The organism is Dehalococcoidia bacterium (genome assembly GCA_035310145.1).
In the GTDB taxonomy this organism is placed as follows: Bacteria; Chloroflexota; Dehalococcoidia; order CAUJGQ01; family CAUJGQ01; genus CALFMN01.
This window is the reverse complement of the sequence record DATGEL010000094.1, coordinates 107,995-122,793: the sequence shown is the minus strand read 5'-3', so window position 1 is coordinate 122,793 and position 14,799 is coordinate 107,995. Positions and strand designations below refer to the sequence as shown.

The window sequence follows — 14,799 nt, the reverse complement described above, 5'->3', positions numbered from 1 at the left end:
CCACTCCGAGGCATAGTCTTTGCGGTGCTCGACCACCATGCGCACCGCCCGTTCGCGTAACTCGGCAGGGTACCTGGTCACCTTTGCCATTGCTCCGTCCTCTCAAAGTCCGGAGCCTCCAGGATACCCGGGGCGGTTCATAGCGATGGTGAAGCTCACGCTGCTCGGCACCGGGGCGCCGCTGCCCGATCCCGCCCGCCGCGGTCCCTCACAGGTGATCGAGAGCGGCGGCGAGCTGCTGCTGATCGACTGCGGCAGCGGCGTGGCGCAGCGGCTGGTGGAGGCCGGCTACGGGCGCAGCAGGGGCGGCCGCGTGCAGCCGCCCCTGCGCCGCATCGCGATCACGCACCTGCACTCCGACCACGTCACCGGGCTGCCCGATCTGCTCTGGGCCGGCTGGGTGATGCGTTGGTGGGACGAGCCGCCGGCGATCGCCGGTCCGCCCGGCACGGCGGCGCTGCTGGAGCACCTGCTCGCCGCCTTCTCCTACGACATCGCCGTGCGCATGCAGGGCGAGCGGCTGCGGCGCGACTGGCTCGTGCCGCCCGTCGCGGAGATCGATGAGGGCTGGCAGGAGGAGCGCGACGCCGGCCGCCTCACCGCCTTCCGCGTCAACCACGAGCCGGTGGACGAAGCGTTCGGTTTCCGCCTGGACGCGGACGGCGCCGCCGTCGTCGTCTCCGGCGACACGCGGCCCTCGGAGAACCTGGTGCGCCACGCGCAGGGCGCCGATCTGCTCGTGCACGAGGTCTACTGGGGCCGCGGCGCGGCGCGGCTGCGTGAGGGCGCGGCCGACGCGGACGCCCTGGCGCGGCGCCGCACAATCGACTGGTACCACACCTCGTCCGAAGACGTGGGCCAGGTCGCGGCGCGGGCCGAGGCGCGGCAGCTCGTGCTCAGCCACCTGCTGCTGCGCGGCGGCACGCCCGCCGACGTGCTGGCCGACCTGGCGCCGCACTATCCGCGGCCGGCGGTGGTCGGCGAAGACCTGATGCGCTTCGAGATCGGCGCGCGGCCACGCTGAACACTCCAGGCTTGCGTGCAGGCGCACCCGGCGCAAGATCTTGCGGGGAAGCACCGTCTCTTGATGGTGGCGTGGCGGAAGCGACCGGCGCGGCGGCGCGCCTCGCGCAGCGTTCGTCACGCCCACACCGGCACACCGCGTGGCACAAAGAAGCTGCCACGGGCAAGGAGAGAGATCGTGGAGATTCAGCGGATGCGCGGCGCCGGCATCGGCGTCGCGGCACTGGTGCTGGGGGCGGCGGCCCTTGCCGGCAGCAGCGGGGGCACGGCTCGGGCGGACACACCCGCGACGCCGGCGATCACGGTGCAGGGCATCGGCGTGGTCAGCGCCGCGCCGGATACGGCCATCCTCCAGATCGGCGCCGACGTGCAGGCCGCCACCGTGGCCGATGCCCGTGCGCAGGCGGCCGGCGCGGCCGGGGCGATCATCGCCGCGGCGAAGGCGGACGGCGTGGCCGACGCCGACGTGCAGACGGCGCAGTTTTCGATCCAGCCGCAGTACGACAACCGCAACGGCCACCAGACGCTCACCGGCTACGCGGTTGAGAACCTGGTGCAGATCAAGGTGCGGGCGCTCGACAGCGTCGGCAAAGTCATCGACGACGCCGTGGCGGCCGGCGGCAACGCCACGATCGTGCGCGGCATCAGCTTCACCATCGAGGACACCACCGCCCTGGCGCAGCAGGCGCGGCAGCTCGCCGTGCAGGATGCGAAGGCGAAGGCGGACCAGTACGCGGCCGCCGCTGGTGTCAGCGTCGGACGGCCGATCGCGATCACCGAGGAGAGCGCGCCGCAGCCACGGGCGCTGGCGCCAGTCGCCTCGCTGGCCGCGCCCGGCGCGGCCGCGCCCACGCCGGTGGCGCCGGGCACGCTGGACGTGCGCGTGACGGTGACGATCGCCTACGCGATCCAGTAGGCGCGGCGGCCTCACCCCCTGGCCCCTCTGCTTGGCCTCCCATCGCGCGGAGCGCAATTTCAGGCAATTTCAGATGGAGAGGGGGTGAGCGACTGCTGCGGAACGCGCTAGCCCGATCCCAACCATTCCGGCGCTGCTGCTGCCCGCGGCCACGGCAGCGGCGCCGGCAGCGTAGGCACGGGGGATGAGGGCCCTGCGATGCCATTGCGGATCGCGTAGGCGGTGGCGGCAGCGCGGGCGATCGGCCCCCGCACCTCCAGCTTTTCGTAGATGCTGCCGATGTGACGCTCGACGGTGCGCACGCTCAGCCCCAGCACGCGGGCGATCTGCTGGTTGGTCTGCCCCGTGGCGATCAGGCCCAGCACCTCGCTCTCGCGGGTTGTGAGGATGTTGCGCTGGTTACGAGGCGCGGGCGCGCGTCCCTGCTCACGATCGGCGAGCAGGGTCCGCCTCGGCGCGCTCCAGCAGGCAACACCCGAATTCGTGTCGATCGCCGGCGCGTCTTCGAGCAGCGGGTGTGCCTGTGCGAGGCCACGCCGCCGCCGGCGGCTCATCAGCATGTCGGCAGGCATGCGGCAGGTATGCGCGGGCCATGAGCGGGCGCCGATCCGCTGTTCCAACATGAACTCCTCCTCCACCGGTCTCTCCGCCTCCTGCCAGCGCTTGAGCCGGCCCGCCGGCAGGCCAGGATCGGGCGCCGCCGCGCCATGCGCAGGCGACCTGTTCGGATCGGCAGTTCGTCGCCCGCGCCTTGTGGATATAAACGTGCGGCCGGGAGAGATTCGTGCGGCGCCGGGGAGAAAAGGTTGCTAACCGTTGCGGTCACGCCATGCGGCCGCATGCTCCGCCGTGCTCAGGTTGACAACCGTGACCGAGTAATAAATACTACTCGTGTGGGATTTGCACCCCAACGGCTACGAGGAGCCCGTGCCATGCGCATCGCCACCGGCAGTCTCTGGAGGCAGCGGCGGTTCCGCACCTTATGGGCGGCCTACAGCGTCTCGATGGTCGGCTCACAGGTGACGCTGCTGGCGCTGCCGCTCACGGCGGTGCTGGCGCTGCATGCCTCGGCGGCGCAGATGGGCCTGCTCACCGCCGCCGGCGCCGCACCGCACCTGTTCGTCTCCCTGTTCGCCGGCGTGTTCGTCGATCGCCGCCGCCGCCGGCCAATCATGGTCGCCGCCGACGCGGGGCGTGCCGCGCTGCTGCTCTCGGTGCCCGCGACGGCCGCGCTCGGCGCCCTCAGCCTGGGCCAGCTCTACGGCGTGGCGTTGCTGACGGAGACGCTGTCGGTCTTTTACACGGTCGCCTCGTCCTCGCTGCTGCCGGCGCTGGCGGGGCGCGAGCGGCTGCTGGAGGCCAACGGCAAGCTGACCGCCAGCTTCTCGGCGGCGCAGGTGGGCGGGCCGGGGCTGGCCGGCGTGCTGATTCAGCTCGTCACGGCGCCGTTCGCGATCGTGGCCGACGCCGGCTCGTTCGTCTTCTCCGCGCTCAGCCTGGGCTTCGGCCTGCGCGGCGTCGAGCCGGCGGCCGTGCGACGCGAGGGCGGCGCGTCCGTCTGGCGCGAGATCGGCGCCGGGCTGCGCTTCGTGCTGGGCAATCCGCTGCTGCGCGCCACCGCCTGCTTCACCAGCACGCTGAACTTCTGGCACACGGTGATCTTCACCGTGCTGGTGCTGTACGCCACGAACGAGCTGGGCATTGGCCCGGCGCTGCTGGGCCTGATCCTGGCCACGGGCGCGGTCGGAGCGCTGGGCGGGGCGCTGCTGGCCGGCCGCATCGCCCGGCGCATCGGCGTGGGCAAGGCAACGGCCTGGGGCGGCACGATCACGGCACTCGCCTGCCTCTGCTATCCGCTGGCCGGCGGTCCGCGGCCGCTCGCGGTGGCCGTGCTGCTGGCGGGCGAGCTGCTGACGGGCTTCGCCGTGGTCAATTTGGACATCAACCAGGTGAGCCTGCGCCAGGCGCTGACGCCGGAGCGGATGCTGGGCCGCACGGGCGCCAGCGGCCGTTTCATCACCTGGGGCGTGCGCCCGTTCGGGGCGCTGCTGGCGGGCTGGCTGGGCACGGCCTTCGGGCTGCGGGCCACGCTGGCGATCGGCGCGGGCGGCGGGCTGCTGGCCGTGCTCTGGCTCTGGCTCTCGCCGCTGCCGGCGCTGCGCATCCTGCCCGCCGAGCCACTGGCCGCGGCGCCGACCGCGGAGCGTGTCGCCTCGCCGGCGGCGTAGCGGCTCACGCGCCGCCTCCCTACCGCCACGACGGCGGAGTCGAGGGTCTTCTCATTGTTCGGGCCGCGGCGGCCGTCGCCAGCCGCCGCCGTCCGCAGACAGCCCACGGTGGATCGGTCGGGGCCATTCGTGAACGGACCGTCGCGTGCGCGAGCGGCCGCGCGCCGGCGTATCAGGGCGCTGGCGAACGAAGAGACCCTGGGCAGGGGCCGGTTTGCGATCTGCAGCTGTATCGCGCTGTGCTACGCTCGCTGGCGCAGCGCCGCGGCCGGGCGCCTGCACGAAACCTGCACGGAGGGCGCGCGTGACCGTCTTCCTCTTCTTCGGCCACCCCGGCGCCGGCAAGACGACGCTCTGCCGGCGCTTCGGCGAGCTGCACGGCATCGCCGCGCTCGACACGGACGGCTTCATGCTGCCCGAGGAGATCGCGGCTGTGCAGCATGGCCGCTACACGCAGGCGATGCGTTTGGCCAACATCGCGCGCTACGGCGCCCACGTGCGCGCCGACCCCGCCTGCCGCCCGCATGTGGCGCTGGCCGACGGCCTGCCCAACAACGCGGCGCGGCGCTTCGCCCTGGCGCAGTTTGCGCCGGGTGCGGCCGTGCTGGTACTCGTGCGCACCGAGCGCACGCTCTGGGAGCAGCGCCTCGCCAACCGCGCCGGCAACGTGGTCGAGATCGGCGTGCGCGAGGCCGACGCCTACATCGCCGCGCACTGGCAGGAGCCGGCGCCGGACCTCGCGCTCGAGACGATCGAGAACGTGCAGGACACGGGCGAAGTCGACGCACAACTCGCCGATCTCTGGCTGCGGCGAGCGGGGGACAGGGGATAGGGTTTGAGGAACGAGGAACGAGGAAACAGAGTACAGGAAATAGAACATAGGAACGAGAAACGAGGAACGGGGCCGCGGAACCCCCATTTCCTCTTTCCTTCATCCTCTTCCCTCGTCCCTATTCCCTACCCCCTGCCCCCTCGGCTACCATAGCTTGCAGCCGCCCCGCAGGCGCCGCCGCCGGGCATGAGCGTCTGCGGGGCCTTCTGCTGTCCCGGCAGCGGCGCAACGAACGCCGTTCGAGCGGACACCCAGCGGGAATGGAGACTGAGGCAGTGCCCAAGCGTACCTATCAACCCAAACGCATTCCGCGCAAGCGGGAACACGGCTTCATGAAGCGCATGAGCACGCGCAACGGCCGCAACGTGCTCAAGCGGCGGCGGCTGCAGGGACGCCGGCGGCTCACCGTCGTCTAGCCGGACGCGGGCAAGCGGCGGGCAGCGGGCAGCGAGCAGCGGACAGCGAGCAGCGAGCAATGAAGCGCGAGCAGCGGCTGCGGCGAGCCGCCGACTTCACCGCCGTGCACCGTCGCGGCCGCGGCGTGAGCGGCCCGGCGCTGGCGCTGCGCAGCCTGCACACCGGTGCCTCGCTTTCGCGCGTCGGCTTCGCCGTGGGCAAGCGCGTCGGCGGCGCCGTGGTGCGCAACCGCATCAAGCGCCGGCTGCGCGCGATCGTGGCCTCGCTGCCGCTGGCGCCGGGCCGCGACCTCGTGATCAGCGCCCGCCCAGCCGCTGCCGCCCGCGATTACCGGGCGCTGCGTGCCGAGCTCTGCGCCTTGCTGCAGCGGGCGCGGCTGCTGCTGGATGAGAGCGAGGTGGAGACCGCACCCGCGGCGCAGTCCCCGCCAATCGCTCAATCCGGCGAGCGCCGCCCGGCCGGCGAAGGCCCGCAGCCGTGAACAGCGGGCGCTACTGTACACTGAGAGATAGATCGCCGCGACGGTTGCGGCGCTGAAGCATGGCCGGCGCACGGCTTGATGGGCGCGATCAGTCATGAAGCCTCTGCTGCTCGCGACGATTCGGTTCTACCAGCGGCGCGTCTCGCCGGGGCTGGGCACGGCCTGCCGCTTCGAGCCGAGCTGCTCGCGCTACGCCTACGAGGCGATCGAGCGCTACGGCGCCCTGCATGGAGGCTGGCTGGCGGCGCGACGGCTCGGGCGCTGCGTGCCCTGGCGGCCTGGCGGCTACGATCCGGTGCCCGGCCCCGCGGCCGGCGGCGACGGCGTGAAGCACGCGTCGTGAGCGATCACGCAGCGATACTCGATAATAGTCAGCACAGGGCCGGCGGCGGTGCGCCCCCGCAGTAGAAACGGATGGTCGATGCTCCCCCTTCGCCGCTCGCTGCTCCTGATCGCGCCCGCCGTCTTCCTCGGCCTGCTGGCGATCGGCTGCACCAGCCTCGCGCAGCCGCAGGGCTGGGCCGCGCCGGTCGTCACTGATGCGGGCTACCTCACCAGCCTGCACCACGGCAAGCTGGAGCTGGTGGACAAGACGACGAAGGCGATCACCTGGGAGTTTCCCCCCGCCGCCGACACCAACCTGCCGGTCGCGTACCGCCAGACCAAGCTCAACGGCATCTACGGCACGCCGGCCGTCTCGGGCGAGACGGTGATCGTCGGCGCCTACAACGGCAAGGTCTACGCGCTGAAGCTCGCCGACGGCACGCCGATCTGGCCGAAGCCGGTCGATACGGGCGAGTCGATCGTCGGCAACGTGGCGATCGACAACGGCGTCGCCTACGTGGGCAACTCCGCCGGCCAGCTCTACGCAATCAAAGTGGCCGACGGCTCGCTCGCCTGGAACAAGCCCTTCAAGGCGGGCGACCGCATCTGGTCGGCGCCGGTGATCGACAACGGCGTGATCTACGTCACCTCGATGGACCGGCACGTCTACGCGATCCGCGCAGAGAACGGCGCCGAGATCTGGAAGAACGGCGACTCCGGCGGCGCCATCACCTCGACGCCCTCGCTGGACGGCGGCCACCTCTACTTCGGCGCCTTCGACAAGCATCTCTACGCCCTGGACACGCAGCAGAACGGCCGCAAACTCTGGCAGAGCAGCCCCGGTGCCGATAACTGGCTCTGGGGCCACCCGCTGGTGCAGAACGGCATGGTCTACACCGGCAGCCTGGCGGGCACGGTCTACGGCGTGAGCGCCGCGGACGGCAAAGTACAATGGCAGCAGAAGCTGGGCACCTCGATTCGCGGCCGCCCGGCGCTGGCGCAAGGCGTGCTGGTCGTGGCCGACCGCAACGGGCGCGTCGAAGGCTACGACCCGGCCAGCGGCGCGCCGAAGTGGGCGAGGCCGCTCGAGTTGGCCTCGCACGCGCTCGGCGATCTGGTGGCGCAAAGCGACGGCAGCGTGCTGGTGCAGACCGACGGCGGCACGAACGGCACGCGGCTGGTCAGCATCGACCCGCTCGCCGGCACGGCCACGGACGTGGTGAGGCCGTGAGCGGGCGCATGGGTACGGCGCAGACCGGGCGCACGCAGCAACCTGAGAAAGTAGGACGTCCGTGCTCGAAGTGATCAGCTTCGTCTGGAACCAGATCCTGATCACGCCCTCCACGAACCTGATCGTGGTGCTGGACCGCCTGTTTTTCGGCAGCTACGGCCTGGCGATCATCGCCTTCACGCTGCTGCTGCGCGCCGTCACGCTGCCGCTGACGATGAAGCAGATCCAGAGCTCGAAGAAGATGCAGACGCTGCAGCCGAAGCTGCAGGAGATCCAGAAGAAGTACAGCGACCCCAAGCGCCGCTCCGAAGAGACGATGCGGCTCTACAAAGAGGAGGGCGTGAACCCCGCCGGCTGCCTGGTGCCGACGCTGATCCAGTTCCCGATCTGGATCGCGCTGTACGACGTGATCAAGACCACGCTGGGCAGCACGCCGGAGAGCCTGATCACGCTCTCGCACACGCTCTATCCCTGGGGCTTCATCCAGCACGCCGTGCCGCTCACCAGCCACTTCCTCTGGCTGAACCTGGCCACCGGCGACAAAACGTTCATCATGCCGGTGCTCGTCTTCGTCACGATGTGGGTGCAGCAGAAGCTGACCATGACCGCGCAGACGATGACGGCCAACTCGCAGACGGCGCAGACCAACCAGTTGATGCTCTGGTTCATGCCGCTGCTCTTCGCCTGGTTCTCGATCTCCGTGCCCAGCGGCCTGGCGATCTACTGGGTGGTGACGAACCTCGCCGGCATCGCGCTGAACTACCACGTCTTCGAGTGGTATAACAAGCCCGTCTCCGAGATGCTGGGACTGGAGAGCTTCAGCCTCAGCGGCATCAAGAACCTGCTGCTGCCCTCGCCGCAGCCGCGCAACCGGCGCCCCGCCGGCAACCGCCCGCAGCCCCGCCGCACGCAGCGCGAGACGAGCACGGACCGTGACGGCGGCGATCCCACCGACCTGCTCGCCGGCGCCCTGGACGAACCGCGGAGCAACGCACAGCGCAACGGTCAGAACGGCCGCGCTGGTCAGGCACGCCGCCGCGGCGGCGTGCCGCCCAAACTGCAACCGAAAGCGCCCCCTGTGACGCGCCCGGCGCCCGCGCCGCGCCGCACCGGCCGGCTGGACAGCGACCCGGCGGCCCGCAACGGGGGGGCAGAAACGAGGTCCGAAGATGGCAGAGACACCTGACCCGACGGAACGGGGGCAGGGCGCGATCGAAGCAAGCGGCCGTAACGTGGAGGAAGCGATCCGCCGCGGTCTCGCCGATCTGGGCATCGACCGCGAGCAGGCCGAGATCGAGGTGCTGAGCGAGGGCCGCCCCGGCATTCTTGGCGTCGGCGCCCAGCCGGCGCGCGTCCGCATCGCCGCGCCGGCGAAACCGCAAGCGCAGGCGCCGCGGCAACCTGCCGCCCCGCCGGCCGCCCCTTTCCCGGAAGAAGAGCCGGAGGCGCCGGCCTCCCCACCGGCACGTCCACGGCGCACGCCGCGCGCGACGGCGAAAGCCGCGTCTGCACCGGCAGGCGATGCGCCCGAGGCGCCGCTTGACGATGCATTTGTCAAACAGGGCGCGGACACGCCGCGGCAGGCGCTCGCACTCGATGCCGACCTGATCATCGAATCGGCGGTAGATGCGCTGGAGACGCTGCTCTCGCTGATGGACGTCGATGCCGAGGTGGCAGCGCGCGAGCCGGTGACACCGGGCGACGGCGCCGGCATGATCACGGCCGTGCTGGATGTGACCGGCGTGGACGACGAGGAGCAGGGGCTGATTATCGGCCGGCGCGGCGAGACGCTGGCGGCGCTGCAGTACCTGCTCAACCTGATCGTCAATCACCAGACGCGCTCGCACAGCCTCTTCGGCGTCGACGTGGAGGGCTACCGGCGGCGGCGGGAGACGGCGCTGGGCGACCTGGCCCGGCGCGTGGCCGAGCGCGTGCGCCAGAACGGCCAGGCGATGACGCTGGAGCCGATGCCGCCCGCCGAGCGCCGCATCGTGCACCTGGCGCTCTCCGAAGACCCGGACGTGGAGACGATCAGCATCGGCGAGGGCGAGGCGCGCAAAGTCGCGATCACACCGAAGCGCTAAGGCGATGCCCGCCTGCGCGCCGCAGTTCCTCGTGATCGGCCACATCACCCGCGACCGCGTGGCCGGCAAGGAACGCCCCGGCGGCACGGCCGGCTACGCCGCGGCCGTGGCGGCACGGCTGGGCGTGCCCACGGCCGTGCTCACCAGCGCCGCCGCTGACCTGGAGCTGCCGGCCGAGCTGGCCGGCGTGCAGATCGAGCGGCTGCCCGCGGCGCAAACCACCGTCATGGAGCACGTCTGGCACGGACGCGACCGCGAGCAGTTCGTGCGCGCGCGCGCCGCGGCGCTGGGGCCGGAGTCGGTGCCGGCCGCGCTGCGCGACGTGCCCGTGGTGCTGTTCGGCGCCGTCACGGGCGAAGTCGCCGCGGCATTGCCCGGCGCCTTTCCGCGGGCGCTGCGCGGCGCCACGCTGCAGGGCTGGCTGCGCCGCATCGGGGCCGACGAGCGCGTGGAGGCGGTGGCGCTGCACGAGAGCGAGATCGAGCGGGTGCTCGCCGATCTCGACGCCGCGTTTCTCAGCGAGGAGGACCTCGGCGCGCCGTTCGCGGCGCTGCGGCCGCTGCTCGACGGTTGGGCGCGGCGGCTGCGTGTGCTGGCCGTGACGCGCGGCGATCTCGGCTCGCTGATTGCCGTGGACGGCGCCTGGCACGAGATCGGCGTCTTCCCCGCGAGCGAGGTCGAGGGCACGGGCGCGGGCGATGCCTTCGCCGCCGCCTTCCTGATCCGCTACCATGAACTGGCAGCCGGCGCCGAAGCGCAGTTCGCGGCGATCGCGGAGGCCGCCCGCTTCGCCGCGGCGACCGCGAGCTTCGTGGTCGAGGCGTACGGCGTGGCCGGGGCGCCGTCGCGGGCACAGATCGAAGCTCGGCTCGCCGCCTGCCCGGACGTGCGGCTGCGGCCGCTCTGACGTCCGTGGCCGCGCGGCCCGACATAGGACGATCGAGCGGCCGTGTCTTCGGGCCGAGGAGCGACGCACCCCGCATGGCAGACGTGATCGCCCTGGCCAATCAGAAGGGCGGCGTGGGCAAGACCACGACGGCGATCAACCTCGGCGCCTGCCTGGCGCGGCGCGGCCAGCGTGTGCTGCTCGTCGATGTCGATCCGCAGGCCAACGCCACCAGCGGCCTGGGCGGCGCCGCCGAGCACGGCAGCCTCTACGACGCGCTCGGCGGCGCGGCGCGGCTGGACGATCTGATCGTGCCCAGCAGCGAGCCGGGCCTCGCACTCGTGCCCTCTTCGCCCGAGCTGGCCGGCGCCGAGGTCGAGCTGGTCGAGGCCGAGCGCCGTGAGTTCGTGCTGCGCGAGCTGCTGCAGCCGTTGCGCCCGCACTGGGACTTCATCCTGCTCGACTGCCCGCCCTCGCTGGGGCTGCTCACCGTCAACGCGCTGACCGCCGCCGACGCCGTGGTGATTCCCGTGCAGTGCGAGTACCTGGCGCTGGAAGGGCTCGGTCACCTCGCCGCCACGCTCGAACGGGTGCGGCACACACTCAACGGCTCGCTGCGCCTCGAAGGGCTGGTGATGACGATGTTCGACCCGCGCACCACGCTGGCGCAGCAGGTCGTGGCCGAAGTGCGCGGGCACTTCGCGCAGACCTTCCGTACCGTGGTGCCGCGCAGCGTGCGCCTTTCCGAAGCGCCCTCGCACGGCCTCTCGATCGTGGCCTACGCGCCGCACTCGGCCGGCGCCGCGGCCTATACCGGCCTCGCCGACGAGCTGCTGGCCCGCAGGGTCGCCTCGTGAGCCGGCCGGGAGATGAAGAGAGCGGCGTGCGACCGGCGGTGCGCGGACGCGGGCTGGGCCGCGGGCTCGGCGCCTTGATTCCTTCCACGCCGGCCGCCGGCATGTCGTCTGCCGCGGAAACGAGCGGCGCGGCCGCGCCGCGCGGCGCCGTCGCCGTGGACATCGATCTGATCGCGCCCAACCCGCGCCAGCCGCGCTCCGCCATCGACCCGGAGACGCTCGGCGACCTGGCGGAGAGCATCCGCCAGCACGGTGTCTTGCAGCCGTTAGTCGTGAGCCGGCGTGAGCAGGCCGGCGGCGGCGTCAGCTACCAGCTCATCGCCGGCGAGCGGCGGCTGCACGCGGCACGCGCCGCCGGCCTTGCGCGCGTGCCCGTGGTGGTGCGCGAGGCGACGCCGCAGGAGCAGCTCGAGCTGGCGCTGGTGGAGAACATTCAGCGCGCCGATCTGAACCCGCTGGAGGAGGCGCTGGCCTTTCAGCGGCTGGGCGCAGAATTCGGCCTGACGCAGGAAGCGCTGGCGCGGCGGCTGGGCCGCAGCCGTGCCGCGGTGGCGAACACGCTGCGCCTGCTGGGCCTTGCAGACGAGATCAAGCAAAGCCTGGCCGCGGGCGAGATCAGCGAAGGCCACGCCCGCGCCCTGCTGGGCCTGAGCGACCCGGCACAGCGGCGGCAGCTCTGGCAGCAGATCGCGGCGCACGGCCTCTCCGTGCGCCAGACCGAAGTGCTGGTGCGCCGCCTGCGCGAGCGGCAGCCGGCGAAGGCGCGGAAGGCGCCGCGCGGCGGCGACCCGGAGCTCGCGCACTGGGCCGAGCGGCTGCAAAGCGCGCTGGGCACGGCCGTGCAGATCGAACGCGGCCGGCGCGGCGGTCGGGTCGTGATCCAGTTCTACAGCGACGAGGAGCTGACCGGGCTGCTCGAGGCTCTGCTGGGGGATACAGATCCGTAGGGGCGCACGGCGTGCGCCCGTCGCGCCGCCAGGCACGACGCCCGACGCCGCGCCGATCAGCCCCGAAGTGAGGAGACGACGATGGCCGTTGCCGACCGCCTGCGCGAACTGAACGTGAGCTTGCCGCCCACGCCGAAACCGCTCGCCTCCTATATTCCCGCCGTGCAAACGGGCAACCTGCTGATCGTGTCCGGCCAGGTGCCGATCGAGGACGGCCGCGTGCTGCATCCCGGCAAGCTCGGCGCCGAGCTCTCGATCGAGCAGGGGCAGGAGGCGGCGCGGCTCTGCGTGCTCAACGCCCTGGCCGCGGCGCAGCAAGCGCTCGGCTCGCTGGAGCGGGTGCGGCGTGTGCTGCGGGTGGCGGGCTACGTCGCCAGCGCCGCCGGTTTCACGCAGCAGCCGGCGGTGATCAACGGAGCCAGCGATCTGCTGGCCGAGATCTTCGGCGAGGCGGGGCGCCACGCCCGCGTGGCCCTGGGCACGAACGAGCTGCCGCTGGGCTGCGCCGTCGAGATCGAGTTCCTGTTCGAGGTCGCGTCCGCATAGCGCCAGGGGCGGGCCGGGCAGCGCTCAGCCGTTGAGCGCCTCGGCCAGCGCTGTTCGCGCCTCGATCAGGCGTGGCAGGGCCTGCGCGGACGGCAGATCGGGCGGCGCGCTGAGCGTGAGGTCCGTCCAGCCGCTAGACTGCAGGCGGCGCGCGGTTTCGATCCAGCCCGGCGCGCCTTCCGGGCCGAGGACGAGGCGTGCCGTGAGGCCGAAGTGCGCCGGGTCGCGGCCGGCCTCGCTCAGATACGTGCGCAGGCGGGGCAGCGCCTCCGTGGGATCGGCCAGGGGCACCCAGCCGTCGGCCAGTCGCGCGATGCGCCGCAGCACCGGCTCGTCGTTGCCGCCGCCCATCCAGATCGGGATCGGCGCCGCCGGCAGCCGGTTCAGGCCCACCTGGTTGAACGTGTGCCAGCGGCCTTTGAAGCTGACGAACGGCTCGCTCCAGAGACGGCGCAGCAGCGTGATCTGCTCTGCGATGCGCCGGCCGCGCGTGCGAAACTCCTGCCCGATCGCCTGGTACTCCGCCGGGTTCCAGCTCAGGCCGACGCCCAGCTCGAAGCGGCCGCCGCTGAGCAGGCTCAGCTCCGCCGCCTGCTTCGCGACGATCGCCGTGGGGAAGAGCGGCAGGATGAGGATGCTGGTGCGGAACGCCAGCCGCCGTGTGATCCCGGCCAGGTAGGAGAAGAGCACGAACGGCTCGTGGAACGGGCCGACGTAGGTCGGGGCGGGCCGGTCGGGATAGCGGCCGGCCTCCGCGCTGAGCAGGTGACCGCTCAAGGTCACGTAGTCGAAGCCGGCGCCGTCGAGCGCCTGAGCGAAGTCGCGCACGGCGGCCGCATCCGCCATGGCGGCGAGGGCGAAACTCGTACCGAAACGCATCACTTCCCTCCTCGACGGTTCAGACGTCATCCGGACCGGCGAGCGTAGCGCGGGGCCGACGGCAGCGGCCGCCGCCGACCAGTACCGATCCGCCCGTACTACGCTACTCCGTGGCCTGCCCAGCGGCGAGCGCCAGGCGCAGGAAGACCTCCGCCCGCGGGTCGGGCGGGCTGGCGCGGCGGCGCACCACGCAGAGCGGCCGTTCGGCCAGTACTTCGTCGCGGCGCAGGCCGGCGGCTTCGGGGCCGCTTTCGGCGATCGCCGGCGGCAGCACGCTCCAGCCCAGGCCCATCGCCACCATCTGGCGCAGCACCTGCGGGTTGCCGCTCTCCAGCGCCACGTCGGGCCGGATACCCGCCCGCGCGAAGGCCGCGTCGATGATGCCGCGGGTGTGCGAGCCTTCGGGATAGAGCACCCAGCGCGCCGCCCGCGGATCGAGCGCGTGGCCGGCGGGGGCATAGAGATAGAGTGGCTCGCGCAGGATTTCGACGGCGTGCAGATCGGGCGCCTCGGCCGGGCCGACGACGAAGGCCAGGTCCAGCGCGAAGGCGCGCAGCCGCGCCAGCAGCTCCTCGCTCGTCGCCACCGTGAGTTTCAACTCGACCTGCGGATGCTCGTCGCGGAAGCGCCGCACCACGGCGGGCAGCACGTAGAGGCTGGCAGCGTCGATCATGCCGACGCTGAGCGGCCCGGCGTTGCCGCCGCGGTAGGCGGCCAGCCGTTGCGCCAGCGCCTCAGCCAGCGCCAACGTCTCCTCCGCGAAGGCGATCACTTCCTGCCCCGCCGCGGTGGGCCGGCGGCCGCGTCCGGCGCGCTCGAACAGCGCCAGGCCGAACCTGCGCTCCAACTCGGCGAGCGCCTGCGAGAGCGCCGGCTGGCTGACGTGCAGCGCCTCTGCCGCCCTGGTCAGGCTGCCCTGCCGCGCCACCTCGCGCAGATAGGCGAGTTGCTGCAGGTGCAGGTTCGGCGCGGCGCGCTCGGGGAGCGGTGTATCGCCGATCATCGTCTACCCGGCTCCGTATGTGCCACGACACCGCGGCCCGTCAGCGGCTTTAGCATAAGCATACGTTACACTATTCATAAGATACATCAGCTTGGCGGAAGTGTGGAGCGCCACCTAGGGTTGAAGAAGAGCCACTCTTCGCCAA

General features: G+C 72.1%; 17 protein-coding genes. 14 read left to right on the top strand and 3 right to left on the bottom strand.

Features of this window, described 5'->3' with window-relative positions:
• The first annotated feature begins 145 nt into the window (after window positions 1-145).
• Window positions 146-1,024, top strand: a complete 879-nt coding sequence (locus VKV26_18185) for an MBL fold metallo-hydrolase (GenBank protein ID HLZ71836.1) — start codon at window positions 146-148, stop codon at window positions 1,022-1,024.
• A 177-nt stretch (window positions 1,025-1,201) separates the two neighbouring features.
• Window positions 1,202-1,939: an SIMPL domain-containing protein gene (locus tag VKV26_18180; GenBank protein HLZ71835.1), complete on the top strand. Its 738-nt coding sequence runs from the start codon at window positions 1,202-1,204 to the stop codon at window positions 1,937-1,939.
• 107 nt (window positions 1,940-2,046) lie between these two features.
• Here VKV26_18180 and VKV26_18175 read toward each other — a convergent pair whose 3' ends face one another.
• Window positions 2,047-2,562 carry a LuxR C-terminal-related transcriptional regulator gene (locus tag VKV26_18175; GenBank protein HLZ71834.1) on the bottom strand — a complete coding sequence of 172 codons (516 nt, stop codon included), beginning with the start codon at window positions 2,560-2,562 and terminating at the stop codon, window positions 2,047-2,049.
• Between the two features lie 309 nt (window positions 2,563-2,871).
• Here VKV26_18175 and VKV26_18170 point away from each other — a divergent pair, with 309 nt between their 5' ends.
• The 12 genes from VKV26_18170 to VKV26_18115 all read left to right on the top strand — a co-directional run bounded on the left by VKV26_18170 (window position 2,872) and on the right by VKV26_18115 (window position 12,772).
• Window positions 2,872-4,167: an MFS transporter gene (locus tag VKV26_18170; protein ID HLZ71833.1), complete on the top strand. Its 1,296-nt coding sequence runs from the start codon at window positions 2,872-2,874 to the stop codon at window positions 4,165-4,167.
• 304 nt (window positions 4,168-4,471) lie between these two features.
• Window positions 4,472-4,999, top strand: a complete 528-nt coding sequence (locus VKV26_18165; GenBank protein HLZ71832.1) for an AAA family ATPase — start codon at window positions 4,472-4,474, stop codon at window positions 4,997-4,999.
• A gap of 275 nt (window positions 5,000-5,274) precedes the next feature.
• On the top strand, window positions 5,275-5,415 hold the full coding sequence (rpmH, locus tag VKV26_18160) for a 50S ribosomal protein L34 (protein HLZ71831.1): 141 nt from the start codon (window positions 5,275-5,277) through the stop codon (window positions 5,413-5,415).
• A 59-nt stretch (window positions 5,416-5,474) separates the two neighbouring features.
• Entirely contained in the window at window positions 5,475-5,897 is a 423-nt protein-coding gene (gene rnpA, locus VKV26_18155; GenBank protein HLZ71830.1) for a ribonuclease P protein component, read from the top strand.
• A gap of 94 nt (window positions 5,898-5,991) precedes the next feature.
• Window positions 5,992-6,240 (top strand): membrane protein insertion efficiency factor YidD, encoded by a 249-nt coding sequence (gene yidD, locus VKV26_18150; GenBank protein ID HLZ71829.1) that lies wholly within the window; start codon window positions 5,992-5,994, stop codon window positions 6,238-6,240.
• Window positions 6,241-6,318: 78 nt separating this feature from the next.
• Window positions 6,319-7,452: a PQQ-binding-like beta-propeller repeat protein gene (locus VKV26_18145; GenBank protein HLZ71828.1), complete on the top strand. Its 1,134-nt coding sequence runs from the start codon at window positions 6,319-6,321 to the stop codon at window positions 7,450-7,452.
• A 61-nt stretch (window positions 7,453-7,513) separates the two neighbouring features.
• Entirely contained in the window at window positions 7,514-8,638 is a 1,125-nt protein-coding gene (gene yidC, locus VKV26_18140) for a membrane protein insertase YidC (GenBank protein ID HLZ71827.1), read from the top strand.
• On the top strand, window positions 8,622-9,536 hold the full coding sequence (jag, locus tag VKV26_18135) for an RNA-binding cell elongation regulator Jag/EloR (GenBank protein HLZ71826.1): 915 nt from the start codon (window positions 8,622-8,624) through the stop codon (window positions 9,534-9,536). Before yidC ends, jag begins: the two co-directional genes overlap by 17 nt.
• Before the next feature lie 4 nt (window positions 9,537-9,540).
• Entirely contained in the window at window positions 9,541-10,443 is a 903-nt protein-coding gene (locus tag VKV26_18130; protein ID HLZ71825.1) for a PfkB family carbohydrate kinase, read from the top strand.
• Between the two features lie 74 nt (window positions 10,444-10,517).
• Window positions 10,518-11,279, top strand: a complete 762-nt coding sequence (locus VKV26_18125; protein ID HLZ71824.1) for an AAA family ATPase — start codon at window positions 10,518-10,520, stop codon at window positions 11,277-11,279.
• Window positions 11,280-11,305: 26 nt separating this feature from the next.
• Complete coding sequence (locus tag VKV26_18120; GenBank protein ID HLZ71823.1) at window positions 11,306-12,226, top strand: ParB/RepB/Spo0J family partition protein; 921 nt, start codon at window positions 11,306-11,308, stop codon at window positions 12,224-12,226.
• Window positions 12,227-12,307: 81 nt separating this feature from the next.
• Window positions 12,308-12,772 (top strand): RidA family protein, encoded by a 465-nt coding sequence (locus VKV26_18115; GenBank protein HLZ71822.1) that lies wholly within the window; start codon window positions 12,308-12,310, stop codon window positions 12,770-12,772.
• Window positions 12,773-12,796: 24 nt separating this feature from the next.
• Here the strand turns inward: VKV26_18115 and VKV26_18110 are convergent, their stop codons facing one another.
• Window positions 12,797-13,651: a TIGR03619 family F420-dependent LLM class oxidoreductase gene (locus VKV26_18110; GenBank protein HLZ71821.1), complete on the bottom strand. Its 855-nt coding sequence runs from the start codon at window positions 13,649-13,651 to the stop codon at window positions 12,797-12,799.
• Window positions 13,652-13,754: 103 nt separating this feature from the next.
• The gene (locus tag VKV26_18105; protein ID HLZ71820.1) at window positions 13,755-14,654 is read right to left on the bottom strand and encodes a LysR family transcriptional regulator; all 900 of its coding nucleotides are present in this window, start codon (window positions 14,652-14,654) and stop codon (window positions 13,755-13,757) included.
• Window positions 14,655-14,799: the final 145 nt, after the last annotated feature.